Origin of the sequence: Serratia sp. Tan611, assembly GCF_905188235.1 — a bacterium.
Taxonomy (GTDB): domain Bacteria; phylum Pseudomonadota; class Gammaproteobacteria; order Enterobacterales; family Enterobacteriaceae; genus Serratia_B; species Serratia_B rhizosphaerae.
Genome location: NZ_LR994655.1, coordinates 3,947,440 through 3,973,818, shown reverse-complemented (window position 1 = coordinate 3,973,818; position 26,379 = coordinate 3,947,440). Strand labels below are relative to the sequence as shown.

Genomic DNA, 26,379 nt, shown 5'->3' with positions numbered 1-26,379 from the left:
CCAAAAATCCTGATTCCCCTGATCAGGTCATTTTGATGAAGCCGTGAGAAGCTGAGATCAGAGCAAGGTTCAGTTTTCATAACTGGCCTTTTTTAAACCGATTCACCATTGATCCAATTAATACAATCGATTTAAGAAAGGTGCGAATTTAGGCCCTTCGCCCCGGTGCTGGCGTTCGCGCCGCACCAATCTATTAGAGGCAGGCGGTTACCACTCCTTTCCGCTGTAGGCTCTCTGATCTGGACATTATCAGGGAGCTGCCTCCCACATCCCTGTGGATGCCTTGTTGTAAACGGTTGGTGCCCCGCTTCGGCGGGGTTCTTTTATCCGTATACCAGACAAGCCCACACCCAAAGAAGCCACCCAACGAATTCTCAAATTATTGAGATAAACCGCCATCACTGGCGGTGGGCGTCTTACGTCCAATTTTCAACCAACTGTTATAAGGATTTCACTAATGAGTATTACAAGCAACGGCTCACAGGCGGTAACTCAGGGCGATATCATCGTTCGTTCTGAAACCAGCCATTTCAACCGCACCGAGCATAAATTTGCGGCGGCAACTTTGACGCGTGTTCCTGAGGTGGGCGACATCGTAGATGCAGTGACCGGCGAACTGTCGGACGGCACCAAAGATCAAGTTTTGGTTATCCATGTTCAAAACGACGGCCAAAACGCTGTTGGTAAGGATTGCCTGACCGTGATCGCAGACAAACTGATCTATATCAGCACCGATTACATCAAAGCGGCTGACCGAGCAGCAGCTATCGCAAAACTCGTAGCAGACGAACACGTTCGCCTAGCTGTTAACGCCAACGCATAAGAAGGAAGATAAAAAATGGCTAAAAAAGAATTCGACAATGTGGATCTAGTCGGCAGTTACAAAAGTATCCCAGTTCAACCGGCGTTTCTGCAATCCATCGGTGCTTTTGATGAGAAGCCGGTTAAAACCGTGAAGATCGACGTTGATTTCCTGAAGGCAGAGAGTGCCAAACTGTTTGAGACCACGCACCGTTACGGTTCCGACCTGAACACCATCAAGACCTCCAAGGGGCAGAGCTTCTCTGTCGAGCTACCACATGAGTATGCTCATGCAGAGATTTCTGCATCTGATTTCCAAGGCCGTCGCGCCATCGGCTCAGAGGATGAGGTAACCGTTGAGAGCCTAATGGTTCAGAAAATGGCGGATCTGAAAGACTCACACGTCCGAACTAAAGAACTGGCGCTGTGGAATGCGCTTGCTCATGGCACTGTCATTGATGACAAAACCAACGGCGGTAGCGTGGATTGGGCTAGTACATTTGGTGCGACTCAGGAAAGCGGCACGGTATCCAGTGCCGTAACTGGTGACCCCCTGAAAGACCTATCTTTGCTGGTTAGCAAACTGCGTCGCAACATGGGCGGTTGGGTACGTAATAGCAAGGGCATCGTGGTTCTGGCGGGTGATGATCTGTTCAATGCTATCAGGTTCCATCCACTGGTTGCAGCTGCCGCTAAACAGGGCTTGATTGACGGCTCCTTTATCTATGGTGCTGGTGAGGTTAATCCGGGTTTCAATATGTTTAGCCCGTTTGCCAATCTGACAATCGTGCAGAACGATAACCCAGATTTTGAACTGGCGGCAGATAGCGGTCTGGCGTTCCCGCTGTTCCGTAAAACCATGGGAACCGTGCAGAGTCCGTTGACATCTTACTACGGCCCAGCGTCTCGTGATCTGCAAATGGCGCGTAACGGTGCCGCTCGTGAATCTTTCGTTTGGTCTACTGAAGGCGAAATGCACAATATCAAGATCCATCATGAATCGAGCCAGATCGCTGTGAACTACGATATGAGTTTCACCGCAGCTATTAAGCTGGCCCCGGCAAACTAATAGCTAAAGCATTGGGGGCTACATTAGCCCCCGGCTAAAAATTGATAGGAGAGGAACACGATGAAAATTTTGATATTAGATGCTCGAGGCCAGCCCTTGTTAAGCGGTGGTGACGCGCTGCTGAATGTTGCCGAAATATGCCGAATGCTCGGTGTTCATCGCAGCACTTTTAACAGCATGGTTGATCGATACGGTTCTGTTGAACAGGCGATCAGGCAGTACAAACAGAAACACAAATGAAGCCCGCCAAGCGCGGGTTTTTTTATGGATGAATTGAAATCATTAGCAACATTTAGACGCTTTGAGTAACATGAATTTCCCTCTGAATATGAGCTTTGATTCACATTATGAAAAAGACGATGTTTTCTGCTTTAGCAATCCTATTGGTTGCTGGTTGTGCTACTAAACAGTATCCGCAAGCTCCTATGGTTAGCACTGAAGAAGCCTCGACATTTGACTGTAAAGCACTTGAACAAGAGATCGCTAAAGGTCATAGCATGCAAGAACAGATCGATCAGACAGGGCAATTTGATGGTCGAACCGTTCTCGGGTTTTTAGGTGATTTTGGTATTGGTAATGGGATGGCTAAGAGTGATGCTCGCCAAAAAGTTCAGGGTCGTCTGATGCAACTCGAATCGCTTAAAACAGTTAAGTGTAAGTAGTACAAAAATAGTGAAAGGGAGGGGAGAACCTCCCTTAAAATATGGATGACTTAACGGTCTTTATTTGACTGGGAGAGAACAGAGGCTGCAAGCTCCTTAGTTTCCTCACTGTATTTGGAGCTTCTGAGGACTCTAGAGGCGATGTCTTCCATTTCGCTTCCGGTTTGATGTGTCGTACTTCTTTGAGATAGCGCAGAGCCTGCTAATTTTTTTTGGATATCTGATGCGTTGGAATTTGCCAGAACCTTTGCGGCTTTGCTAGCTATGTCCTGCGAGGTTTTCTTTGAGTTTGCCATAGAGATTATCTCTTTTTAAGTTGGGCACAATGAATCGCTCATATAGTGTATGATAATTGTTGCATGGCACTATATGTAGTTAAAATGTATGAGTGCGCAGCAATAAAATCAAGAAGGATATGGGTAAAGCTCTGTAAAATTCCTAGTCCCTTAGCTAAGCCAAATTACAAGCCCTCATAATTCACCAACTCTATGATATTCCTTAACTCTTCAAGCTCAGCCCCTTGGCTGTAAACTTGTTTCGCCATTGTCTTCTGTGTGTGGCCTACAAGGGCCGCTATTCGGCTGTCATCTATGTTGTGCCTATCCAAACAGGTGATGAACATTCCCCGCAAACTGTGGAAACATTGCCTATCGCTCGCCGCAGGCAAGACACGATTTCTTAGACGGGTAAATCTCTGACTGAAATAAGGGGCTTTCTTTCCATCGCTTCGAGTAACGCTGTTTGCGCTTGGCAACAGATATTCATTACCCCGGCTCAAGTACTTTTCTATCACTCCCACAATTAGCGAATGCACCGGAATTGTTCGAATCCCCGCCTTGGTCTTACTCTTGCTAATGTGGAGCGATAACCCACCGCCATCCCTGATCACATCGACACACCGAAGGCTACAGATCTCATCCAACCGCATCCCCTGATACAGTCCGATTAGGATCACATCCCTCAGTTCATCGTCTGCCGTGTTAAGCAGTTTTGTTGCCTCTTCAATAGTAAATGGTTCATAGCTCTCGACGGTGGATTTCGCTTCCAACGCATGGCCTTTGAATGGGCAATCAGCAGGGATACCGTCATAACAGCGCCGGGCGTACTCATAAACCGCCGAAAGGCTTGATAGGTAGTTCTGGACAGTTTGGGAGGATTTAGCTTTCTTCTGTTCCTTGATGAAGCCAGAAACCTGTGTTCTACGTATTTCCTTCAGTGCGATGTTTGGTACACCAACAGTTTCGAGAAATAGGTTAACGCTTAGTAGTGTCTTGGATAGTGTGGCAAGCTGCCGCTTGTCCTGATATTCCGCTAGGTACTCGTCCCTGACCGTAGCCAAAGTAAGGGGAGCATGCTCAAGCTGCGGGTTATCAGCACTGATCAGTGGCGTAGGTAAACTAATCGCCGCTCTTTTTGGCTGTGTTCCGGTTAGATAATGAAGGGCGGCTATGCCTCGTTGAACACGGATATCAGGCGTATCAGGTTTAAGCTGATTCTTGATCTTGTTGAACTCAATGATCATGTGGTCACGAAAATCACGTGCTTGCACTAAGTCCCGTGTTCCTGTGCTTTTCCTGAAGGCTCGTTTCCCTTCGCAGATTGCCCGCATATACGTAGGGACAAAGACCTGAAAGATCCAAATACCGTCCCTGTTTTGATATAGATACTGATTACCCTTGATCGCCATGATTCTGTTCCTGTATTCTCACAGGATCAGTTACAAGAAAAGTACAATGTAGAGATGGATTAACGGCAGCTTCCCAAGCTGCATACGAGGGTTCGATTCCCTTCACCCGCTCCACGCATTTCTTATCAATCAACTATCTGACTTGTAAGCACTATCAGAAAGATAATTCCTCATCTGCACTGCTCTTCGCTCAATTGAACGATGCCTGTAGCTGCTACCGTCAGGGGTGTGTTAGATCTGTGAGCATATAAAACCGTTGGCGGCCGTTACAGCGTCTTACCGCGATAGCACAACAAGAAAAACCAAGCCGTGCCACAGGCTCTAAACACTCACAGAAATCTCACAGTAAGGCGTATTTAAGTCCGATGTCACTAAACAGGTTCATGGTGATTTTCGTCCCTGCACACGATATGCAGGCTCTGCTAGCGTTTCGCCGTGCCTGTTGTAGGATGGGGCATTCTTGCCGGCGATATTGCTGCAATTGCATTTAAAGCAACGGTTAAGTACAACACGATAGCTCGTGGGAGTGACAAGTTATGGTAACTGATGAGGATGTTTTAGCGTTTTTTCGTAAAGAACTGCCCATGGTTACTACTTTGCGTTTGAAGCCTGTCCCGCTTGAGTTGGATACCGTTTTACAAGAGTTCTCAGAGATAGATGACTTGGCGCCGGCAATAGATAGGTACAGCGAAACATTCAATATTGATGTGTCCATACTGGATATTGAATGTTATTACCCGTGGGCGATCCCATGGTTTTTCCGCAAATGGTTTACGACAAAACCCGTTAAGCAGTCCAAAAAACCTCTTACCGTGCGTATGTTCGCGGAGTCTGCCAAGGCCGGTCGCTGGCTGTATGATTAACATTCATTATCGAATTAGGCACATCAGCGGTGCTCTCCTTGCTCATCGTTTGGTTCGCTAACGTAAGTTCAAGTGGCCAAAAAAAGGGCGGTGAGAGCACCCTGGATGGACGTTGCCAGAATTTCCTGGTCGATAAGCCTCTCCCGCGCTTTAAATCCCGCTGAACCAGTTGTAGCCCTGGTCTTCCCAATAGCCGCCGGGGTTGGTGTCGCTGACGAAAATGGCGGCGATATGTTTGGCGTTTTTAAATCCCAGCTTGGTGGGCACCCGTAGCCGCAAGGGGTAGCCATATTCCGCCGGCAGCGCCTTACCGGCAAAATCCAGCGCCAGAATGGTTTGCGGATGCAGCGCGGTGGCCATATCAATGCTGGAGTAGTAGCGATCCGCGCATTTAAAACCGACGTAACGCGCGTTGAGATCGGCGCCAACATGCTGCAGAAAGACGCGTAGCGGCACGCCGCCCCACTGGCCAATCGCACTCCAGCCCTCTATACAGATCAACCGGGTGATCTGGCTCTGCTGCGGCAGGCGCTGCAGTTGTTCGAGGGTCCACGGCGCTGTTTTCGCTACTTTGCCGGAGACTTCCAACTGATAACCGCTCAAATCGACTTCCGGCACGTTGTATTCCGGGTAGTAGGCGTTAAACGGAAAGGGATGCGTGATCTGATCAGGGTGGTAGGTCTGCGCCAGGCGCTGTCCGCTGAACAGCCAGGACTGGACCCGATCGTTCCAGCGGGACATCGCCCACAGCACTTTATCGACCTGATCGCCATCTTGCAGATTACAGCCGGTCAGCATCGCCACGCCGCCCAGGGTCAGACCGGAGCGAAGCAGCAGCCGGCGCTGCAGATTCACCAGCTGTTTTTTCTGATCCGGTTCCAGCGTTGGTGCGCGGGGCGACGTTTTTTTATCCTTCACGTTTACCTCCTGACAGCATGGCCCACAGCGTGCGCGGTACGATAATCACCATCAGCAGGTGAATGATGACAAACAGCCCGACCGCCGCCATGGCGAAAAAGTGCACATAGCGCGCGATATCAAAACCGCCGAACAGCGCCACCAGCCAGGAGAGCTGCACCGGCTTCCAGATCGCCAGCCCGGAGAGCACCAGCAACAGGCCGAGCACCAACACGCCGAGATACATCAGCTTTTGAATCGCATTGTATTTGCCGTCGCGGTGTTGTAGCCGCAGCGTCAGCGCCAGCCAGATATCACGCCGCAGCGCGCTCAGGCGCAGCGGCAGCAGGTCGTGACGAAAATGGCCGCTGAACAGGCTCCACAGCAGATAGCACAGGCCGTTGAGCGCCAGCAGCCACATCAGCGCCAGATGCCAGCCGATGGCGCCGCCCAGCCAGCCGCCGAGCGTGACGGCGGGCGGAAAGCGGAAGTCGAACAGCGGCGAGGCGTTGTAGATTTCCCAGCCGCTCATAAACATGCACGTCATGGCAAACAGATTAACCCAGTGGGTGATTCTGACCGGCCAACGGTGCACCGGTCGCGACAGTGAGTCTTTCATCGCGGCCTCCCGCATTACATCGGCGGCACGGTACCGTCTTTACCGGCAGAAATGCGCGTGGCGACGCGTTCACCTTTGTCGTCAGCGGCGGAGAACAGCACGATATGCGTGCCGGGTTTCAGCAGGCTGCGATCGCCGGGATCGAGCGTCACAATCGGCGTGCCGTCCGGCACGATGACGGTTTTCTGCTGGTTGTTGTAATTGACCGTCAGGGTGCGGCCGTTGGCGTTCACCAATTTACCGACGGTGCCGTTGGTCATGGTATCGACTTTGCCATCGGCGGATTGCCAAGGGGAGTGGCCCTCACCGGAACCGCGCAGGCTGGCGGCGAAGACATGCACCTCCAGCGCTTTCAAACTGCCGTCGGCCTGCGGGACGGCGGCGGTGCCAATAAAGCTGTCGGGTTTGATATCGGCGGTTGACCCTTTCGATACGCTCAGCACTTTGGTCTGGTCGTTGAGTTTCACGCTGACTTTTTCCCCTTTACGGTCGGTCAGCTGCAGGCTGTTATCGGAAACCTGATCGATAGTGCCGCGCAGCGGGGCGATGACTTTGCCGGGCATTTGGGCGGCGGCGATGCCGCTGCACATCAGCAGGCTGGACAGCAGTAAACCGGCAATACGACGTTGAGTAAGCATTATGTTCTCCTGTGGTTGATTGCCGATTAAGCATGGTTGAAGGATTGGGACAGCACCATGTCTGTTTGATGACATTAATGTCATCAAGCCGCGTGGCTGAAACTGCTACTCTGTTTGCAGAAAGAGTGAGGTGGTGAGAATGCGCATATTAGTGGTTGAAGACGATACCAGCACCGGCGATTACCTGAAAAAGGGGCTGGGGGAGGCCGGATACGGCGTTGATCTGGCGCGTAACGGCACCGATGGCCTGTTCCGGGCGTTGGAGCATGGCTACGATGCCATCGTGCTGGACGTGATGCTGCCCGGAATTGATGGCTGGCAGATTATTGAGGTGCTGCGTAAGAAAAGCGATGTGCCGATCCTGTTTCTGACGGCGCGCGACGGCGTGCAGGACCGGATCCACGGCCTTGAGCTGGGCGCCGATGATTACCTGGTCAAACCGTTTTCGTTTACCGAACTGGTGCTGCGCCTGCGCACGCTGCTGCGTCGCGGCACGGTGCGTGAGTCCGATCACTACGCGATCGCCGATCTGCACATCGATGTGCTGCGGCGCAAGGTGATGCGTCAGGAGACGCTGATTCCGCTGACCAATAAAGAGTTTATGCTGCTGCATCTGTTGGTGCGGCGGGAGGGGGAGGTGCTGTCTCGCACCATGATTGCCTCTCAGGTCTGGGATATGAATTTTGACAGCGATACCAACGTGGTGGATGTCGCCATCAAGCGGCTGCGCGCCAAAGTCGACCGGCCATTTGCGATCAAATTGATTCATACCGTGCGCGGTATCGGCTACGTCTGCGAGGCGCGTCCATGAGTACGTTGGCCCGGCGCTGGCGGACGATGTCCCTGACGTTACGCAGCGCCATCCTGTTCGCCGTGGTGGCGGCGCTGGTGGTCAGCGCTGCGGGCAGCTACCTGTATGGCGCGATGCGTCAGGAAATGGTCAACCGCAGCGATCTGCAGGTGACCGGACGTATCGACTATTACCGGAAATTACTGGGTCAGCGCTTTTTAGTGGAGCGGCTGGTTGCCAATACCGGGTTGTTCGAAAATATGCTGGGCAACGAACAGGACGTCCTGATCTTCCAGCTGCAGGGGCAAAAACCGTTAATCAACGTTAACCCGGCCAGGCTGACGCTGCCATCGGTGGTGCCAACGCCGGTCGGTCAGCCGCAGCGGCTGAAGGCAGTGCGCGCCGGGGAGACGCCGCAGGGCGTGCCGATCCGGCTGGCATCGGCGCTGGTGAAGCTGGAGGACGGCAAAGTCCTGCAAATTTCGGTGGCGCATGTGATGGCCAACGAACAGAAAATGCTGGCGCGTTATCTGTGGCGCGTGCTGGCGGCGGTAGGGATGGCCTTCGCGCTCATTGCGCTGCTGGGATACTGGGTGATGCGCCGTGAGCTGCGGCCACTAAGGCGCATGGCGGCGCAGGCGGCGGCGATCGCGCCCAGTACGCTGTCAACCCGGCTGAGCGAGCACGGAGCGCCGCAGGAGCTGCGGCAGCTGATAGTGTCATTCAACGCCATGCTTGACCGGATAAACGACGGCTATCAGCGCTTGACGCAGTTCTCCGCCGATCTGGCGCATGAGATCCGCACGCCGGTAGGCGCTCTGATGGGCCAGTGTCAGGTGGCCCTGTACCAGCCCCGCAGCGTGGAAGAGTATGAAACCCTGCTCTCCACCAATATGGAGGAATTGGAGCGTATCTCACGCATGGTGGAGAATATTCTGTTTCTGGCCCGTGCCGGCAACGCGCAATCCGCGCTGAATTACCGCACGCTGGATATGGCGGCGGAGCTGCAGCGGGTGGCTGATTACTTTGAAGGCTTGGCAGAAGAGCGTGGTATTCAGCTGACTTGCCAAGGGGGCGGGCGGCTGTGGGCCGATGCCATGCTTTTTCAGCGGGCGCTGAGCAATCTGGTCGCCAATGCGGTGCGTTATGCCGATGGGAACAGCCAAATAATACTGCGGGCCGGGACGGAGGGTGACGCGTGCGTGGTACGGGTGATCAATCAGGGGGCGCCAATCGACGCCGCACACCTGGATAAACTGTTCGACCGGTTCTATCGTGCTGACGCCGCACGCAGCAGCCAAGCCAGCGGGCTTGGGCTGTCAATTGTACGCGCCATCATGACGTTGCACGGTGGCGAGGCCTGTGCCCAGTGTTACCCGCAGCCGCCGGCCGCCCAAATCGTGTTCAGCCTGCTATTTCCGGCAAATCCGCAGGAGGCGCATGACGGGAGAGGGTAAAAACCGGCTCCCGTCATGCGCCGTTTCCCTTCGGCTAACGACGTATTAAGCCCTTAATGCTTCGTAAGACACCATAACGTGTTCGCGGAAGGCGGGGCGTTCCGTCAGCCGATCGTAGTAGCTGCGCAGGTTTGGCAGTGGTTGTCGGCCGATGTCTATATCGTAGTAACGATACAGCACGTGCCCGAATTGGATATCTGCGGCGGAAAATGTGTCGCCAGCCAAAAACGTCTGGCCTGCGAGGCGCTGTTCGGCAATCATCAGTTTGTTCTCAAAGGCCTGCAGCGCTTGGTCGATCGCGGCGGGATCGCGTTCAGCTGCGGGCGTACGCACCACGCGCCAAAAGATCGGCGCGGTAAACAGCAGCGCTACGTTCAGTTTTGACCATTCCATCCAGCGGTCTACATTGGTTCTGGCGATTAAGTCGGCGGGCCAGAATTCGTCCGGCGCATAACGGTTTGCCAGATAGCGCAGGATGGCGCCGGTTTCCCACAGCGGCGGGAGGTCGCCATCTCGGAGTACGGGGATGGTACGGTTCGGGTTCAGCGCATAAAATTCGTCGCTGTCCGTGCCGCCGAATCGGTGCCCGACGTCATGTCTTTGATACGGTAAACCCAGCTCGCCAATGCACCACATAAGCGCCTGTACATTGGATGAGCTCTTTCTTCCCCAAACTTCCAGCATGAATCTGTCCTTCTTGCCAATTGATGTACGCTAACGGGAGCGCTCCATTAGAAAAGTCGAAAATAGAATGATGGCGGGAAAGCCTGCTTTTTGACTGCCCGTTTTCAGGTGTTAACATAGACGGTTATTATGCACCTTGCGTATACCATTATTGACATACGGCTGATTGAGGATAGGTTTTGAGCAGAGGGAATATATCTGCGGCGTGGCGCCGTCTGGCGGTGTGTCTGACGCTTGGCCTGCTGTTGGCGGGCTGCTCAGGCAAAAATAACTACAACCGTGATTATGATAAATTGCCTAAAGGCAGCTACAGCGGCAGTACCTATACCGTCCAGCGTGGCGATACGCTGTATTACATCGCCTGGATTACCGGCAATGACGTCAGCACGCTGGCGCGCACCAACAATATCCGTCCGCCTTATAGTCTGGCCGTCGGGCAAAAATTAAAAGTCAGCCCCGGCACGACGGCGAAAAGCACAAGCCGCAAATCCGGCGGTCGCTCTTCCGGCAGCGTGCTGACGAAGAGTACGCCTCCGCCGGGCGTCTCACGCTGCTGGCGTTGGCCGACCGATGGCAAGATCGTTGCCCGCTTCTCAACCTCTGACGGTGGTAATAAGGGTATCGATATTGCGGGCCGCCGCGGGCAGCCGGTTTACGCCAGCTCCAAGGGCAAAGTGGTGTATGTCGGCAACCAACTGCGCGGTTACGGCAACCTGATCATGATTAAGCATGGTGAAGATTTTATTTCGGCCTATGCGCATAACGACACTACGCTGGTGCGTAACGGGCAGGATGTGAAAGCCGGGCAGAAAATTGCCACCATGGGCAGCAGCGGCGCCAATTCTGTCCGCCTGCATTTCCAGATTCGCTATCGCGCGACGGCGCTGGATCCGCTACGTTATTTACCGCCTCAGGGGCGTGCTCCTTCCTGTTAAACGAAAGGGCCGGCAATTACGCCGGCCCTTTTTACTTACAGCGTTTTGACCAGCGAATCCCGGGTGATCTCGCCGATGGTTTTGGCGCCGGTCAGCGTCATCGCGACCCGCATTTCTTTATCAATCAGATCCAGCAGGTTCGCCACTCCGGCTTCGCCGGCCGCCGCCAGCGCGTACACGAAGGCGCGCCCCAGCAGGACGCTGTCGGCGCCCAGCGCAATCATCCGCACCACATCCAGCCCGTTGCGGATGCCGGAGTCGGTCAGAATGGTGATATCGCCTTTGACCGCATCGGCAATCGCCGGCAGAGCGCGAGCGGTGGAAAGAACGCCATCCAGCTGGCGGCCGCCGTGGTTGGAGACCACAATACCGTCAGCGCCGAAGCGTACGGCGTCTTTGGCGTCTTCAGGATCAAGAATGCCTTTAATGATCATCGGCCCCTGCCAGAACTCGCGGATCCACTCCAGATCTTTCCAGGAAATCGACGGATCGAAGTTGGCGCCGAGCCAGCCGATATAGTCCTCCAGGCTGGTTGGCGTACCGCGATAGGCGGAGACGTTGCCAAGGTCGTGCGGTTTACCGTTGATACCGACATCCCACGCCCACTGTGGGTGGGTCATCGCCTGTAAGATTCGGCGCATGGCGGCGTTCGGGCCGCTCATGCCGGAGTGCGCATCGCGGTAGCGCGCGCCGGGAACCGGCATATCGACGGTGAACACCAGGGTTTTAACTCCGGCCGCCTGCGCCCGCTCCAGCGCGTTGCGCATAAATCCGCGATCTTTCAGCACATACAGCTGAAACCACATCGGCCGGTTGATGGCCGGCGCCACCTCTTCGATCGGGCAGACCGAGACGGTCGACAGCGTGAAGGGAATGCCCTTGTTGGCGGCCGCGCGCGCCGCCTGCACTTCACCGCGCCGTGCGTACATGCCGGTCAGGCCGACGGGCGCCAGCGCCACCGGCATCGCCAGTTTCTCGCCGAACAGGGTGGTTTCCAGGCTTAGCTCGGACATGTTGCGCAGCACGCGCTGGCGCAGGGCGATATCGGCCAGATCCGCCGTGTTGCGCTGTAGCGTGTGTTCAGCATAGGCTCCGCCATCAATGTAGTGGAACAGAAAAGGCGGAAGTTTTGCCTGTGCTGCGGCCCGGTAGTCGGTTGAAGCGGAGATGATCATAATGCGTCCCTTACTTTATCGTTAACTTAAACTTACTGTGATTCGCTCAGAATGCCAGTATCAGCGCCATGCCGGCGGCGATTGCGCCATAAACCAGCATGGGCAATATGGTTTTTCTGATGATCTTGCCCTCGGCCTGAGTAATGCCGAGGATTGAGCAGACGGCGATGATATTGTTCAGGCAAATCATATTGCCCATCGCGCCGCCTACGGACTGCAATGCCAGCGTCAGGTTGACGTTTAAACCGCTGCTGACGGCGATGGAGTGCTGAATACCGCCAAATGTCAGGTTGGAGACGGTATTCGAACCGGAGAAGAACGAGCCGAGTGCGCCGAGAAGGGCGGAAAACAGCAGCCAGCTGGCACCGGTGGTATCGGCCAGCGCTCTGCCGATAATCATCACCGGCGCGTTATCCCCGCCCAGCATCAACAGATTGACCATAATCAGCGCACCGAGCAGGGCGATAAACGGCTTGCCGATACTGCGGGTGGTATCACCGAAGATCCGATGTACCTGTTGCCCACTTAATCTGAACAGCGGAATGGCGAGTAACACCACCAGCAGGAAAGGAATCAGGGCCGGCACGTACAGCGTTTTATAACTGGCCTGGGCGCTGGTGCCCAATACCTGCTGCAGTTCAATAATCAGCGCCTTGCTGATGCTGAGTTCACCGAACCATCCCAGGCTGCCCTGCCACAGCAGGGCGCTGCTGTTAAGCAGGGATTTCAGCCCCAGTTGGTGGATGCGCGTGACGATCAGAATCACTATCAGCAGCAGCGTCGGCGCCATGGCTTTAAGTACTTGGCCAAAGGGTACCGGCTGAGCGGCGGACGGGGTTCTGTCGCGCGTCAAGCCGATATTGGCGCGGGCCAGCAACACCGATAATGCCAGGCCGATGGCGCCGCCCAGCAGTGCCGGAAATTCGTAGTTAACCTGCGCCAGCAACAGGTAAGGTAGCGTGCAGCTCAGCGCACTCAGCAGGATAAACGGCAGGTTTTGACGGATCTGCCGCCAGGAAACGATAAAGCGCAGTGCCAGAAGCGGAATAACCAGGCCGGCGACGGTGTGGATTAACGCGGTTTGGCGGCCGATCTCCAGCAGGTCGGCGTCGCTCAGCCCCAGGTTGGCAAAGCCGAACCAGGTCGGGGTGCCCACGGCGCCGAAAGAGACCGGCACCGAGTTCATCACCAGCGTCAGGATAGCAACGCGCAGCGGATTAAACCCCAGCCCAACCAGAATCGGCGCGGCGATAGCGGCCGGCGTGCCGAAGCCGCTGGCGCCCTCAATCATAAAAGCAAACGCCCAGCCGATGATCATTAGCTGGGCGACAGGGTTGGGGCTGATATTTTCCAGCCAGTTGCGCACCACGTTTTCCGCCCCGCTGATTTGCATCAGTTTATTGAGCAAAATGGCGCCGGCGATAATGGTAATCGGGGTGAAAACCGCAACCAGCGCGGTAATCACATTGGCATGTAATAGGAGCAAGTCGCCGTTGAACCACAGCAGCTGTAAAGCATAGACCACAAGGGCGGTTAACGGCAGAGCGATATAAGCGGGGACGCCTTGGTGTTTCGTCATCATCCATATCAATAAGATGATCGGAGCGATACTGAAAAACAGGGACATAGGATCCTCAGCGATTATTATTTTTATGCGGTAGGGCGATCGGAAATCGTCAATGTTTGCGACGGTATTATTCTAATCACAACATTATTCGATGTTCTACGTTGCATTTTTGCAACAATTGTAGAACGGACAGAACAGAGCATTCGGCTGGAATGAGAAGAGAAAGTGTGCGTGTTTTATTATGATTTAAATCATTAGGTTAACGTGGGGTATTGTGTGATAAAGGCGCGTGGTCACATTTATTAGGCGTTAATCAGCCATAGATTATCGCCTAAAATCACCTAATCGAACGCTCACCGCTGCCAGAATGGCGGCTGATAACGTGACGTCCTTCAAAAATAATGGCTGATTCTTTTATAACTACCAATGATATGTTCGATCAGCAGACGGGTTTTTAACGGTAAATTACGGGTGTAGGGGTAAACGGCATAGACGCCGAGCACTTTTCCACAGTGGCCATTTAGTATTTCCATCAGTTTTTCATCCTGCAAATCCTCATACACCATGCAGCGGGGAACCATCGCGATGCCATGCCCGGCGATCACCGCTTTGCGAATGGCGCGGGCATTATTGGCGGAAAGATTGCCGTTGACCTGCAGTTCCTGAATATCGTCGTGGCCGGGCTGTTTGACCAGCCAGTTGGCGGTGCCGCTTTCTTGATAGGTATAGGTCAGACAGTTATGCGCCAACAGATCGGCGGTGGTTTGCGGCTGCGGGTGTTGTTCAAGGTAGGCCGGGGAACAGACGATCACCCAGCGCGAGTCCAGAATGTGCCTGGCGATCAGGCTGGAGTCGGGCATGGTGCCGGTGCGTATCGCTAAATCGATGCCTTCGTTGACCAGATCGACAAAGCGATTTTCCAATCGCATTTCGACCTTGAGCTCAGGATGCTGCGCGCAAAATTCGGCGACGCTTTCGCTGAGCAGCAGTTCGCCGGAAATGGTGGGCACCGACATTCGTATGGTGCCGGTCAGCGCTTCGCTTTTTTCACTGACCGCATACAGCGCCTCCTGCATTTGCGCGCTCAGGGTTTTGGCGTGATGGTATAGCATCGCGCCGCTTTCGGTTGGCGTCAGGCTACGGGTGGTGCGATACAGCAGGCGGGCGCCGAGAGATTTCTCCAACTTGCCGATACGTTTACTGATGACTGAGCTGGTGATACCGGCGCTTTCCGCCGCTTTGCTGAATGAGCCGCAATCGACGATAAGCGCAAAGAGTATCAGGTCGTTGGCGTATTCATGGGTTGGCAACATAGCGACCGACTGTCCTGTATAAATGCTGTTGCGAATAGTGTACGGGCTGACGGCGGGGAAACAAACCGTTATGGAGTAAGTTTTAGGCGGATTGAGTTGAGGTACTGGTCGGAGCAGATCGCATCCCAAGATTCATCAGGATTATATAAGAGTTATCCTGCAATGACATTTATGTGATATATAATCATAAATATATGTATGGTTTATTTTTTCCCCACTAAACTGACAGAAACCGAGAAATATCCTGTTATTGCCTCATGTTAAATTGAGTCATGATGTAATGATTAGATGAAAATCTTATTGATCTACCTATTCTCGATGGTTATTCTTCTCTCAGATTTTATATGTGAAGAACTCCATGAATAGGAAACTACATTTTAATAAATGTGGCTTATTTCCACGCTTATTGAAAATAATCATCCCCCTCAGGATGAAGCAATGGTAAATTTGTAGCAGTTAAACATAAGGATATAGCAATGAAAAAAGTAACCCTGTCGGCAGCGGAAGCGGTGATTGGCGGTAAGTGCAAAAAAAATTGCACGGACAGTTTTGAATGGATTGGCACCGATCCAAGCAAGGTGTGCACCCTGGTGCGTTCCTGTACTGATAAATACGGTAAGATACACCAGACATCTATCCCGGCAGTCGACGAAAACCAGTGCCGTGGGGATGGCTAATTGATATTGTCTGATATCAATTCATATCAGTGAATTAAAGTTTATACGGATGCGGCGTGTTTTAGCTGCATCCGGTTTTTGTGTTGCAGAATTTCAAAACATATGCGCAGTATGTTTTATTCTAAAAATAACAGGATAGCCTGTCATTTTTAGTGTGATGGATCTGCGTTAATTTTCAGGATGAATGATTATGTTGAAAAAACCACTTTATTTTATCGTATATACATTATTTATTATTATTATCTCCTCACTGATCACGACAGCTTACATTCATTATTTTGTGATGGGTGCGCATAGTGACGATGACGCACCGGCGCTGACGTTTATCAGCGATGAGCAGATTAAAAACAGTCCGTTAACCGATGACAATGCGATTGTCGAGATCTTCTCTTATGGCTGCCACTACTGCGCGGTCAATGAAAACAATGTGAAAGACCTTGAGGCTCAGCTGCCGGCAGGCAGCAAACTTGTCCGCCTGCATATCGGCAACCCGCAAAACAGCGGTCTGTCCGCCTATGCGCCGCTGTTCGCCACGCTGTCGGTGATGGGACTGGAAGATAAATACCGTGAAAGCGCCTACCAGGCGATTATCAAAGAACGCCAGGATCTCAGCGACCCGGCGCAGTTGGGGCAGTGGCTGCTGGATAACGGTATCGATCGAACTGACTATCGCAGCGCCAGCCAGTCGCAGGAGGTCAAGGACCTGTTGGCTTATATGACGGCGGTGAGCAGTTACTACAAAGTGAACGCGACGCCGAGTTTTATCGTCAATAAAAAATGGTTGGCTCAGCAGGATAGCGATTTTCCTACCTTTAGCAAAAAGTTGCTGTCGCTGCTGAAAAACGATAGCCCGCAGGAACCGTAATGCGTTTCTTTGCGGTATGGGTCTACCTGAGCGCCTGTAACCTGTGGGACCGTGCGATCGGCCAGTGGCATCGGGTGCTTTGGCTGCGCGCCCGACTGCTGTGTCTGATACTGCGGCATACCGATTACCGTCTGGCATTGGCGGTGAGCGAGGCCAGCCGCTGGCTGCCGTTCGTCAATCGCGGACTGCGGGGGCGTGCCGCTGTGGCGCGCGCCAATCAGCGTTCCCTGCTAGGCGACGGGCCGCAGGTAGACTTTATTCGTCAGATGCGTCGCCGGCAGGTGTTGGAGTTGGCGGCGACCTACGGACGTAATCGTCAACTGCTGGCGCAGATGGCGTCCTGCAGCGCCCAGCTGAATCAGGTTGTCTCGCCGCTGCATGCTGCCGGTTCCCCAGTGATACTGGCGCCGCTGCACATGGTTTCCGACATTCTGGCGGGGATGGTGGGCGGCGAGGTGTTTCCCGGCAAAGCGACGGTGATCGTCTCGTCCGGCGCTGAGGTATATCAGGAACAGGCGCGCAGGCAGGGCGGCGTTAATCTGGACTATTGCTCGATCCATGATGATAACCGCGCCATTGCCGGCAATCTGACGTCCGCGCTGCTGGAGGCGGCCGACCATCAGCGCAATATCATTATTTTTCCGGATATTACGCCGGATTATACGGTAACCACCAACCGTGCCCGTACGGCGAAACTCCCTTGCCGATTGTTTGACCGTCCTGCCAATGTGCACAGCGGCGTGGTGCGTTTGGCGCGCGCGCTGTCCGCCAGCGTGGTGTTTTATTACCTCTACTATGACCGCGGCATCAGGATTCATATTTTCCCGCCGGTAGAGGCCGGTGCACTGCAGCAGGCGTTGCCGACGGTTATTGAGACCGCATTGCGACAGCGCCCTGAAGCCTGGATGCTCTGGCATGCGCATTCGTTGTTTTTTATCAATGAATAACCTGGAACTGTAAAAAAAGATCATGGAAAAGATAATCCCGACGCAGGTGTTTCAAAGCGAAACCAACGAATGCGGCCTGGCCTGTATTGCGATGCTGGCGGAAACACAGGGAATTGATGCGCCACTGGAAGCGTTGCGCACGCGTTTTCCTGCCTCCCAGCACGGCATGTCGCTGGCGACCTTAACCACCATCCTCGGCGAATTGGCTATTCCAGCCTATCCGGTATCCTTTGAGCACCAGGAACTGGCGGAGCTGCCGCTGCCGGCGATCTTACACTACGGCGCCAGCCATTACGTTCTGTTGGCCTATCGTAAAGGCAACCACGTCTGCGTGATGAATCCGGCGATCGGTCAGCAGTTACTGCCGCTGGAGGCGCTCAAACAGGAAATCAGCGGCTATGCGCTGGTGCTGGATCATGAAACGCCGCCGGATGCCGCGGCGCTGGCCGGTGTGAAGCGCAGCCAGCGTTTCAGCGCGCTGGAGTGTATGAGCATGCAGGAAACCTCGCGTCTGCCGGGCATCTATCGCCTGATGACGCTGGCGTTTCTGATATCTCTTACGCTGTTTATTATGCCGGTGATGGTCAGCAGCGCGATTAATGACGTTTTTTCAAGCGCCGGCGAGACCGATTTCCCCTATTTTTATTACCTGTTGGCGTTTGTTATCTCCACCTCACTGGCCTTTGGTGTAAGGCTGATTACCGAACGCTTTATCAAACGGTTCGTGGTGCTCAACAGCGTGGCCGGTTTTTCCCGGCTGTTAGCCAACTCGTTAAACTTTTTTGATAAACGCGCGCCCGGCGAAATATTCAGCCGTTTTGCTAACTGGCAGTCGGCCGCTGGGCAAAAGATAGAGCTGGATAACGGCCTGCGTACCGACTGGATCGTCGGGGCGATCGCGCTGGGAGTGATGTGCTATATGAGCCCGCTTCTGGCGCTGGTATCCGTCGTCGGCGTGACGATGATGGGGCTGGTCAGCGTATGGGCCATTTACCGCGACCGTTACTATACCCAGCAGCTGCAGGAAAAAAGCGCCGAACAGAGCGACTTTATTCTGGAGACCATTCAGGGATTCTCCACCATCAAATCCGCCGGGCTGGCCAGCCTGCGCAAAGGGGCGTTTGCCCAGTATGCGCTGTCGCTGTTCACCTGCCGGCAAAAGCAGAAAGTTTATGAGCAGATCAAGGGCAGTATCTATCAGCTGATCGGCAGCCTGGAGATGGTGTTCTTTATGTTGCTGGCTCTGCCTTTGCTAAAGAGCGGCGCGTTAAGCCTGGGGGAGTTTTTTGCCTACAGCTTCGTGCGTGAGATTTTTACCTCGTATATCACCAAAATCTTCTTTGCCATTTTGCAAAAAAACCAGCTGCACGTGATAGATAAGCGTGCGCGCGACTTATTCCCTGTGGGGGAGACGACGTCGGCTGGGGCATCGTCGGTTCCAGCGGCCGTGCCGCCGTTTATCCGCAGCCTGGGGTACCACGATATCGTGTTCGCCTATGATGCCCAGCAGCCGGTGCTGCAGGGCCTGTCGTTTTCGCTGCGGCGGGGGGAAAGCATTGCCATTGTCGGGGAGTCCGGTGCGGGTAAAAGTACGCTGTTGAAAGTGATGTGCGGCCTGATTCCTCCCCAGCAGGGCGATATCGTCGTGGATGACGGCCCGATTGACTATCACCAGGCACACGCGCTGTTTTTCCTGCAGAGCCAGGAGGATATTTTGTTTAACGCCTCTGTTCTACAAAATATCACGCTGTTTGATGAAGATTTTGATGAAGGCCGGAGAGCCGAGATTGAGCGCTCTCTGCGAGGGCTTAACCTGGAACCGGCGATCGCCAGGCTGCCGGGCGGCATGAACGCGCTGATTCGTGAAAGTCACGCCGGCCTGTCGCTGGGGCAGCGCCAGCGGCTGCTGCTGGCGCGCGCCATGTACAGCGGCCGTCCGGTTCTGGTACTGGATGAGCCTACCGCCAATCTGGATGAAGAGACGGCTCAGCAGGTGATGGACACCCTGCTGGCGCACTGTCGCGAGCAGGGAAAAACGCTGATTACGGTGACGCACAGCGAAAGCGTGCTGCCGAAGTTTGACCGGATTTACCGTATGGCGGAAGGCCGGATAGAGACGATGACGTCATCAGCAGTGCGGCCGGCACCCTCGCCGATACCGTGCGGAGAGGTCTGCTGATGCCGTTACGAAAAAATCGCAAAGCTGCTCTTGCGCTGCTGCTGTTACTGGCGATGGCCATTGTGGCGGCCATCAGTTTTTACATGCGCAGCTCGGCAGAGCATATCCCTGAACTCACCGCCGTAGTCAGCCGCGGCGATATCGAAAAAACCGTATTAGCGACCGGTATTTTGAAACCGTCGCTGCAGGTTAACGTCGGCGCACAGGTCAATGGTCAGCTGACCAAGCTGTATGTCAGTCAGGGGGACCGGGTGACCAAAGGTCAACTGCTGGCAGAGATTGATCCGACGCTGCAGGAAAATGAAGTTCGTAAATCGGAAGCACAGCTGCAAAGTGCGGTCGCGCAGAAACAGGCTTCAGAAGCGAGCTTGCTGCAGTATCAACTGGAGCTAAAACGTCAACGCCAGCTGGATCGCGATGGCGCCGGGGTGAAAAGCGATTTGGAAAAGGCGCAGGCGCAATACGCCACCCAGGTTGCCCAGGTGCGGATGAACGAAGCGCAAATCGTGCAAATGGAAATGGCGCTGGAGACGGCCAGGGCCAACCTGGGCTATACCCGCATTCTGGCGCCGATTGATGGTGAAGTGCTGGGTATTGTCACCAAAGAGGGGCAGACGATCGTATCGTCACAGAGCGCGCCAACGATTCTGGTGTTGGCGAATGCCGACACCATGACGGTGCATACCCGTATCTCAGAAACCGATATTTTGAAAGTACGTGTCGGACAACCGCTGTGGTTCTATGTCGTGGCCGATCCCAAACGCCGTTATGACAGCGTGATGGGCTCGGTGCAGGAGGCACCGAATGAAGCACTGCGGGAGGACAGTCCGGCCTCATCGTCCAGTCAGCAGCCGACGGCGGTGTACTACAACGGCGTATTTGCCATTGCCAACCTTGAGCGCCAGCTGCGTACGTCGATGACCGCGCAGGTGTTTATCATCACCGACCAGGAGAAAGATGCGTTGCGGATCCCGTTGGCGGCACTCGGGCAGCCACAGGGAAAAGACCGTTATCAGGTACAGGTCCGGCGGGGCGCTACGCTTGAGCCGCGCACGATCGTCACCGGCATCAGCGACCGGCAGTTTATCGAGGTTAAAAGCGGGCTGAAAGAAGGGGAAAAAGTGGTGCTGACGCAGATTGCAGGAGGGCAATAATGGCCGCCGCTGAACCTATCATTGCGTTAAACGACATTTCACGCCGTTTCTCTTCAGGCACTGAAACCGTAGCGGTGCTGAAAAATATCTCGCTGACGATTAACGCGGGAGAAATGGTGGCTATCGTCGGCGCCTCGGGATCCGGTAAGTCGACCCTGATGAATATCATTGGCTGCCTGGATAAACCTTCGTCGGGCGAAATGCGCATTAAATCGCTGTCGACACGGTCAGCGAGTGGTGAGCAGTTGGCACAGCTGCGCAGCCAGTATGTCGGCTTTATTTTCCAGCGTTATCACCTGATGCCCTATCTGAATGCCGCGGAAAATGTGGCTATTCCCGCGCTGTATACCGCAATGCCGACGAATCAACGTCAGGAACGGGCTGAGTACCTGTTGCAGCGGTTGGGATTGCCGCATCGTATGGCATACAAACCGGCCCAGCTTTCCGGTGGTCAGCAGCAGCGGGTCAGCGTTGCCCGGGCCCTGATGAACGGCGCTGAAATTATTTTGGCCGATGAGCCGACGGGAGCGTTGGACCGCGCCAGCGGTCAGGAACTGATGGGAATATTGCATTCGCTGCATCAGAGTGGCCATACCATCATCATCGTGACCCACGATCGCGACGTTGCCAGACAGGCGCAGCGCATTATTGAAATCAGCGACGGTGAAATTATTGACGACCGTTTGAATGATGGCGTCGCCCAGAGCGAGCAGCCTCAGGCTCTGCCTGTGGCGGCGGCCACCGGGCGGGCGCCCTTGTGGCAAAGCATACGCGAGGCCGTGCGTATGGCATGGCGTTCTTTGTTAGGCCATCGGGTGCGCGCTTTTTTATCGATGCTCGGCATTATTATCGGGATCTCATCGGTGGTATCCGCTATCGCCGTGGGAGAGGGCGCCCGACAGAGCATTCTGGAAAAGATCAGCCAATTGGGCACCAGTTCGTTAGAGATTCGTCCCGGCCTTGGCTGGGATAAGCCGCGTCCTGATTTTGAACGTTCGCTGACGATAGAGGACGTGGAGATGTTGGCAAAGCAGCCCTATATCGATGGTATTTCGCCGCTGATTAATAAATATATTCGCATTATTCGCGGCGGAAAGGAGGTGATGGTCTCGCTCTCCGGCATCAGCGGTGATTATTTTCATGTGCAGGGCGTGACGCTGGTCAGCGGCAATGCGTTAACCGAGCGTGATCTTGAAGAGCGCGAACCGGTGGTGGTCATCGATGCAGAGCTGGCAAAAACCCTGTTTCCGGATGGCGAACAACCGCTCGGCGCGATCGTACAAATCGGCGGGACGCCGTTTCGCGTGAGCGGCATCGCAACGAAAAAGGGCCCGTTTATGGGCGGGCGACTCAATGCCTGGATGCCGTATACCTCGCTGCAGGTGCGTCTGGCGGGCGATGCGCCGTTGGAATCTATCTCACTGCGGGTGGCCGACGGTTATCCGTTGGCGCGTGCGCAAAAAGACGTGGAGCAGCAGTTGGAGGTGTTCCACGGCCGCCGCGACTTCTTTACCCAAAGCAATGACCAGATGACGCAGACCATTCAGCAGGCGTCTGATTCCATGCAGCTGTTGATCACCGCGATTGCCGGCATTTCTCTGCTGGTCGGCGGGGTTGGCGTAATGAATATCATGCTGGTGTCCGTTACCGAACGGACGCATGAAATCGGTATCCGCCTCTCGGTCGGTGCCCGTCCGGTGGACATTATGCGTCAGTTTTTAATTGAGGCGATGGTGATCTGCACGTTGGGGGGGATGGTCGGCATCGCCGGCGCGACGTTGGCGGGCGTTATTTTCTCCTGGTTCACCGATGAGTTCACGATGGTCTTCACCTGGCCGCCGATTGCGCTGGCCTGTGGATTTTCCGCGCTTATCGGGCTGGGATTTGGCTTTTTCCCCGCGCGTAATGCGGCGCGGCTTCACCCTACGGAGGCGCTGGCGCGCGAATGAGGCAGAAAATAATCGTGGTTCTGTTGAGCAGCTTGACGTTGTCCGGCTGTGGCGCGTTGGTAAAAAGCGAATATCAACAGCCAACGGTATCGGTTCCGGCGCAGTGGCGTACGGAGATTACCGGGCCGGCTTATTTGGCAAATAGCGAACATTGGTGGGATAGCTTCAACGATCCGCAGCTTTCGCAGCTGATAACCAACGTATTAAGTAGTAATAACGATCTGGCGCAAGCGGGCCTGCAGTTGCAGCAGGCACGCCTGGAAGCCGGGTTGAGCAAAACCAATCTGACGCCGGACGTGACGGTGAGCGGCGGCGCCAGCAACAGCCAAATGATGCGCGGCGGCAGTGCGAGTGAAGATTATCGCTCTTCACTGAACCTGAGCTATGAGCTGGATCTGTGGGGAAAACTGGCGCGTACGCGCGAGCAGGCCGGCTGGTTGGTGCAGGCTTCTGAACAGGATCGGCAAAACGTTGCGCTGACGCTGATTGGCAATACTGCTGACTATTATTGGCAGATTGCCAGGCTCAATCAGCAGCTTGAGGCGCAGCAAGCGATGATGACTAACGTACAGGAGACGCTCCGCCTGGTGCGCGCACGTCATGCCGCCGGCGCCGCCAGTCAAATTGAACTCCTGCAGGCGCGTCAATCGGTGAACGACAGGGAAAATCAACAGCGAAGCCTGCAGCAGCAGCGCGAAGCGGCGCGCAATGCTCTGGCTATTTTATTCAATAACTCGCCAGACGTGCGTCAGCCGGAGCTGCGTGGGCTGGATATCAGCCAGGAGGTACCGATCGCCACGAGCGTGCCGCTGGCGGTAATCGGCCGCAGGCCGGATGTGCAGGGGGCAGAGAGGCGCTTGCGTGCCGCGCTGGCCGGCTCTGATGTAGCGCGGCTCAATTTTTATCCGTCGCTGTCGTTGACGGCTTCGCTGAGCGCCGGCAGCGCCATATTTCAGCAGTGGTTTAGTCAGCCGATCAGAACGCTGGGCAGCAGCGTCGCGTTGCCTTTCGTGCAGTGGAACACGATGAGGTTAACGGTAGAAAAAGCCCAACTTGATGTGCAGCAGCAGATCATTACGTTTCGTAGTGCGGTATATAACGCGCTTTCTGACGTGGATAACGCGATGGCGCAACGGTTGAGTTATCAGCAACAGAGGCTGCGCCTGCTGGAAAACTTACGGCTCAGCCAACAGCGGCTGACGTTGGCGGAGAGCCAATACCGCGCTGGTGCGGTGTCGTTCCAAACATTGATCGATGCACAGGATGCCCGCCTGAGCAGTGAAAACAGCCTGGCGGAAATGCAATACAACTACCTGAATGCCACGATGAAATTATGGCTGGCATTAGGGGGCGCAGTGGGTAAGGACGTAACGACAAAGGGAAATGCTCATGAATAACATGTCTTCGCCACGCCGGGTAGTGGTTACCGGCTACGGGGCGGTTACGCCGCTGGGAGAGAATGCGCAGCAGAGCTGGGCGGCAATAATGGATTACCGGTTAGGCTATCAATATCACGATCGGTCCGCTGCGGGGATTCAGTCGCGCTTCTTTGGACTGGTTGCGTCAGAACCTGATTTGAAGTCGGTACCGGCGGCGATTCGCCGCCGCTTGCCGCGCTTTGCGCGTTTGGCGCTTGGGGCGGCTAAAGAAGCCGTCGAGATGGCCTTCCAAGGCGCTGCGCCCGTCGATTCTTACGACCCGCTGGAGTGCGGCGCGATTATCGGCAGCGGCTGGGCCGGGCAGGATGAAAGTTACGACAATTTTGATATGTATCAGCGCAGCGGCTTGGGATCGCCATTTGCCTGTTTCCTTTCCATGCCGAACGTCGCGACTGCCGCCTGCAGTTTGCTGTGGGGGCTGCGCGGCTATCAGAATACGCCAATCGCCGCCTGTGCCACCGGTACTATTGCAATCGGTGATGCGTTTGAGGCGATTCGCCACGGGCGAGCATCCATGATGTTGGCAGGCGCGGGCGAATCGCTGCGCTCCGATCCGGCTGTGTGGGATATTGACGTATTGCGCGCTTTGGCGCGAGAACAACAGGATGCCGCCAAAGCCTGCTGCCCATTTAGTCTGGACCGCAACGGGTTTGTGCTGTCGGAAGGGGCGGCGGTGCTGTGCCTGGAAGAGCGTGATGCCGCACTGGCGCGTGGCGCCGTTATCCTCGGCGAGATAAAGGGTTACGGCAACTATTCCGATGCGTTTGATTTCACCGCGCCGGCCGACGATAAGGTCGCCAGGGTTAAAACTATCCAGCGGGCGTTGGTGCAGGCCGGTATTGGCGTGCATGACGTGGATTACATCAATGCGCACGGGACGTCGACGCCGCTGAACGATCTTAATGAGACCGAGGCAATTAAACTGGCCTTTGGCAAGGCGGCATATACCACGCCGCTATCGAGCACCAAGTCTTATTCCGGCCACCTTATCGCCGCCGCCGGTAGTTTTGAATCCATTATTTGCTTACAGGCGATGCAACATCAGCTGATGCCAGCGACCTGTAACCTGAAAAGTCCCGATCCGGCCTGCGATCTGGATTACATCAGCGAAGGCCACCGGGCGGCGAAGTTGCGCCACACGCTAAACCTGAGTTTTGGCTTTGGCGGCGCCAATGCCGCACTGGTGATCGGCAGAGGTAACGATGCGGTTTAACTATACGCGTAGCGATGCGGAGCAATGGGCGGCATTTTCCGGAGACTACAACCCGATACATTTTGACCTGCAATGGGCGCGTAAGATTGGCAGTGAGCGGCTGACGGTGCACGGCATGCGCGCCATGCTGGATATGAAGCAGGCTCTAAGCGAGGCGTTGCGGCCTGCATCGCCGGATGCGCATTTTTTCCGCTTTAGCGCCCGACTGCGACAGCCGGTACGCTGCGAACTTGATTATCGCCTGGACGTCGCCACCACGGAGCATCAGGCAAGCGGCAGACTGTTGGATGAGTGCAACGATGAGTGCTGTTTCAGCGCCAAATTGATCCCTTCTGCGGCGTTTGACATCACTGACGCACCTCTTGTTCAGCGGCTGGAACGGCAGGAAGTTGAGATGCTTCGGCGGCGCTTTCCAGGAACTCCGGAGGCAGCGCTGTTGCAGTGGAGCTTTTTGGATGCGCTGTTGTTCCAACGCATCGTGTCGTCGACGGAGATCTTGTCGGCCATCAAAGAGCGATTGCCGACAATGCAGGCGCAGACGCTGATTGATGTTTTTGCCCAGCTGTCGGTAGTACAGACACATCATGACGTGCATTTTCACGCCAGTTTGTTTATGCCCGGAGCACTGGGCTGCGTTGAGAGCGTTTTGCACTACGCCATTTTGCCGCCGCTTATTGTCGGTGATGGCGACAGCGGATTGGTGGTGCAGATAGAAGTACAGTGCTGGACGCCGCAAGGCCCTCTGCTGGCAACTGCGGTAACGTTAAAAACGGCGAGTTATACGCAACGGTAAGATTGC

At 54.8% G+C, this 26,379-nt stretch carries 26 protein-coding genes and 1 pseudogene; 18 read left to right on the top strand and 9 right to left on the bottom strand.

The annotated features are described in order from the left end of the window. Positions 1-457: 457 nt before the first annotated feature. The 4 genes from TAN611_RS18730 (at position 458) to TAN611_RS18715 (ending at position 2,532) form a co-directional block, all read left to right on the top strand. Entirely contained in the window at positions 458-823 is a 366-nt protein-coding gene (locus tag TAN611_RS18730) for a hypothetical protein (RefSeq protein ID WP_203066860.1), read from the top strand. Positions 824-838: 15 nt separating this feature from the next. After that, a complete protein-coding gene (locus TAN611_RS18725; protein WP_203066859.1) occupies positions 839-1,870 on the top strand; it encodes a major capsid protein in 1,032 nt (343 codons plus the stop codon). A 60-nt stretch (positions 1,871-1,930) separates the two neighbouring features. Continuing rightward, on the top strand, positions 1,931-2,110 hold the full coding sequence (locus TAN611_RS18720) for a hypothetical protein (RefSeq protein ID WP_203066858.1): 180 nt from the start codon (positions 1,931-1,933) through the stop codon (positions 2,108-2,110). 107 nt (positions 2,111-2,217) lie between these two features. After that, positions 2,218-2,532, top strand: coding sequence for a hypothetical protein (locus TAN611_RS18715; RefSeq protein ID WP_203066857.1), 315 nt, complete (start codon positions 2,218-2,220; stop codon positions 2,530-2,532). 50 nt (positions 2,533-2,582) lie between these two features. Here TAN611_RS18715 and TAN611_RS18710 read toward each other — a convergent pair whose 3' ends face one another. Further along, positions 2,583-2,828 carry a hypothetical protein gene (locus TAN611_RS18710; protein ID WP_121535418.1) on the bottom strand — a complete coding sequence of 82 codons (246 nt, stop codon included), beginning with the start codon at positions 2,826-2,828 and terminating at the stop codon, positions 2,583-2,585. A 164-nt stretch (positions 2,829-2,992) separates the two neighbouring features. Further along, the gene (locus TAN611_RS18705) at positions 2,993-4,219 is read right to left on the bottom strand and encodes a tyrosine-type recombinase/integrase (protein WP_203066856.1); all 1,227 of its coding nucleotides are present in this window, start codon (positions 4,217-4,219) and stop codon (positions 2,993-2,995) included. Between the two features lie 432 nt (positions 4,220-4,651). On the opposite strand from TAN611_RS18705, the pseudogene TAN611_RS23735 reads away from it, so the two are divergent. Further along, positions 4,652-4,762, top strand: a pseudogene (locus tag TAN611_RS23735) (STM2901 family protein); the annotation flags it as partial. Then, positions 4,756-5,082: a DUF1493 family protein gene (locus TAN611_RS18700; RefSeq protein WP_111736530.1), complete on the top strand. Its 327-nt coding sequence runs from the start codon at positions 4,756-4,758 to the stop codon at positions 5,080-5,082. The pseudogene TAN611_RS23735 and the gene TAN611_RS18700, both read left to right, overlap by 7 nt. A gap of 150 nt (positions 5,083-5,232) precedes the next feature. Here the strand turns inward: TAN611_RS18700 and TAN611_RS18695 are convergent, their stop codons facing one another. From TAN611_RS18695 to TAN611_RS18685, 3 genes are read right to left on the bottom strand one after another with little or no spacing between them, the layout of a single operon-like run. After that, a complete protein-coding gene (locus TAN611_RS18695) occupies positions 5,233-6,000 on the bottom strand; it encodes a molybdopterin-dependent oxidoreductase (RefSeq protein WP_203066855.1) in 768 nt (255 codons plus the stop codon). Beyond that, a complete protein-coding gene (locus TAN611_RS18690) occupies positions 5,990-6,598 on the bottom strand; it encodes a cytochrome b/b6 domain-containing protein (RefSeq protein WP_203066854.1) in 609 nt (202 codons plus the stop codon). The genes TAN611_RS18695 and TAN611_RS18690 overlap by 11 nt, the downstream gene beginning before the upstream one ends. A 14-nt stretch (positions 6,599-6,612) precedes the next feature. Beyond that, the gene (locus tag TAN611_RS18685) at positions 6,613-7,236 is read right to left on the bottom strand and encodes a DUF5666 domain-containing protein (protein ID WP_203066853.1); all 624 of its coding nucleotides are present in this window, start codon (positions 7,234-7,236) and stop codon (positions 6,613-6,615) included. Between the two features lie 139 nt (positions 7,237-7,375). On the opposite strand from TAN611_RS18685, the gene TAN611_RS18680 reads away from it, so the two are divergent. Together TAN611_RS18680 and TAN611_RS18675 are read left to right on the top strand one after the other, a co-directional pair. Beyond that, complete coding sequence (locus tag TAN611_RS18680; RefSeq protein WP_203066852.1) at positions 7,376-8,047, top strand: heavy metal response regulator transcription factor; 672 nt, start codon at positions 7,376-7,378, stop codon at positions 8,045-8,047. Next, positions 8,044-9,483: a heavy metal sensor histidine kinase gene (locus tag TAN611_RS18675; protein WP_105232385.1), complete on the top strand. Its 1,440-nt coding sequence runs from the start codon at positions 8,044-8,046 to the stop codon at positions 9,481-9,483. The genes TAN611_RS18680 and TAN611_RS18675 overlap by 4 nt, the downstream gene beginning before the upstream one ends. A 45-nt stretch (positions 9,484-9,528) precedes the next feature. Here TAN611_RS18675 and TAN611_RS18670 read toward each other — a convergent pair whose 3' ends face one another. Further along, positions 9,529-10,167 (bottom strand): glutathione S-transferase family protein, encoded by a 639-nt coding sequence (locus TAN611_RS18670; protein WP_203066851.1) that lies wholly within the window; start codon positions 10,165-10,167, stop codon positions 9,529-9,531. A 179-nt stretch (positions 10,168-10,346) separates the two neighbouring features. Between TAN611_RS18670 and actS the strand changes: the two genes are divergently transcribed. Next, on the top strand, positions 10,347-11,102 hold the full coding sequence (gene actS / locus TAN611_RS18665; protein WP_105232383.1) for an amidase activator ActS: 756 nt from the start codon (positions 10,347-10,349) through the stop codon (positions 11,100-11,102). A gap of 35 nt (positions 11,103-11,137) precedes the next feature. On the opposite strand, the gene lldD is transcribed toward actS, so the two are convergent. The 3 genes from lldD to TAN611_RS18650 all read right to left on the bottom strand — a co-directional run bounded on the left by lldD (position 11,138) and on the right by TAN611_RS18650 (position 15,157). Then, positions 11,138-12,277, bottom strand: a complete 1,140-nt coding sequence (lldD, locus tag TAN611_RS18660; RefSeq protein ID WP_203066850.1) for an FMN-dependent L-lactate dehydrogenase LldD — start codon at positions 12,275-12,277, stop codon at positions 11,138-11,140. Between the two features lie 46 nt (positions 12,278-12,323). Further along, positions 12,324-13,904 carry an L-lactate permease gene (locus TAN611_RS18655; protein ID WP_197950954.1) on the bottom strand — a complete coding sequence of 527 codons (1,581 nt, stop codon included), beginning with the start codon at positions 13,902-13,904 and terminating at the stop codon, positions 12,324-12,326. A gap of 332 nt (positions 13,905-14,236) precedes the next feature. Then, positions 14,237-15,157, bottom strand: a complete 921-nt coding sequence (locus tag TAN611_RS18650) for a LysR family transcriptional regulator (protein ID WP_105232380.1) — start codon at positions 15,155-15,157, stop codon at positions 14,237-14,239. A gap of 476 nt (positions 15,158-15,633) precedes the next feature. Between TAN611_RS18650 and TAN611_RS18645 the strand changes: the two genes are divergently transcribed. The 9 genes from TAN611_RS18645 to TAN611_RS18605 all read left to right on the top strand — a co-directional run bounded on the left by TAN611_RS18645 (position 15,634) and on the right by TAN611_RS18605 (position 26,373). Continuing rightward, complete coding sequence (locus tag TAN611_RS18645; RefSeq protein ID WP_105232379.1) at positions 15,634-15,834, top strand: DUF4762 family protein; 201 nt, start codon at positions 15,634-15,636, stop codon at positions 15,832-15,834. A 190-nt stretch (positions 15,835-16,024) separates the two neighbouring features. Further along, complete coding sequence (locus tag TAN611_RS18640) at positions 16,025-16,699, top strand: thiol:disulfide interchange protein DsbA/DsbL (RefSeq protein WP_105233505.1); 675 nt, start codon at positions 16,025-16,027, stop codon at positions 16,697-16,699. Then, positions 16,699-17,646, top strand: coding sequence for an ABC transporter (locus TAN611_RS18635; RefSeq protein ID WP_203066849.1), 948 nt, complete (start codon positions 16,699-16,701; stop codon positions 17,644-17,646). The genes TAN611_RS18640 and TAN611_RS18635 overlap by 1 nt, the downstream gene beginning before the upstream one ends. A 22-nt stretch (positions 17,647-17,668) precedes the next feature. After that, positions 17,669-19,825 carry a peptidase domain-containing ABC transporter gene (locus TAN611_RS18630; RefSeq protein WP_105232377.1) on the top strand — a complete coding sequence of 719 codons (2,157 nt, stop codon included), beginning with the start codon at positions 17,669-17,671 and terminating at the stop codon, positions 19,823-19,825. Between the two features lie 83 nt (positions 19,826-19,908). Beyond that, positions 19,909-20,979 (top strand): efflux RND transporter periplasmic adaptor subunit, encoded by a 1,071-nt coding sequence (locus TAN611_RS18625; protein ID WP_370576265.1) that lies wholly within the window; start codon positions 19,909-19,911, stop codon positions 20,977-20,979. Further along, complete coding sequence (locus TAN611_RS18620; protein WP_203066847.1) at positions 20,979-22,928, top strand: ABC transporter permease; 1,950 nt, start codon at positions 20,979-20,981, stop codon at positions 22,926-22,928. Before TAN611_RS18625 ends, TAN611_RS18620 begins: the two co-directional genes overlap by 1 nt. Continuing rightward, complete coding sequence (locus TAN611_RS18615) at positions 22,925-24,325, top strand: efflux transporter outer membrane subunit (RefSeq protein ID WP_203066846.1); 1,401 nt, start codon at positions 22,925-22,927, stop codon at positions 24,323-24,325. The genes TAN611_RS18620 and TAN611_RS18615 overlap by 4 nt, the downstream gene beginning before the upstream one ends. Then, the gene (locus TAN611_RS18610; protein ID WP_105233503.1) at positions 24,318-25,580 is read left to right on the top strand and encodes a beta-ketoacyl synthase; all 1,263 of its coding nucleotides are present in this window, start codon (positions 24,318-24,320) and stop codon (positions 25,578-25,580) included. The genes TAN611_RS18615 and TAN611_RS18610 overlap by 8 nt, the downstream gene beginning before the upstream one ends. Beyond that, entirely contained in the window at positions 25,570-26,373 is an 804-nt protein-coding gene (locus tag TAN611_RS18605) for a MaoC/PaaZ C-terminal domain-containing protein (protein ID WP_111736541.1), read from the top strand. Before TAN611_RS18610 ends, TAN611_RS18605 begins: the two co-directional genes overlap by 11 nt. Positions 26,374-26,379 lie beyond the last annotated feature (6 nt).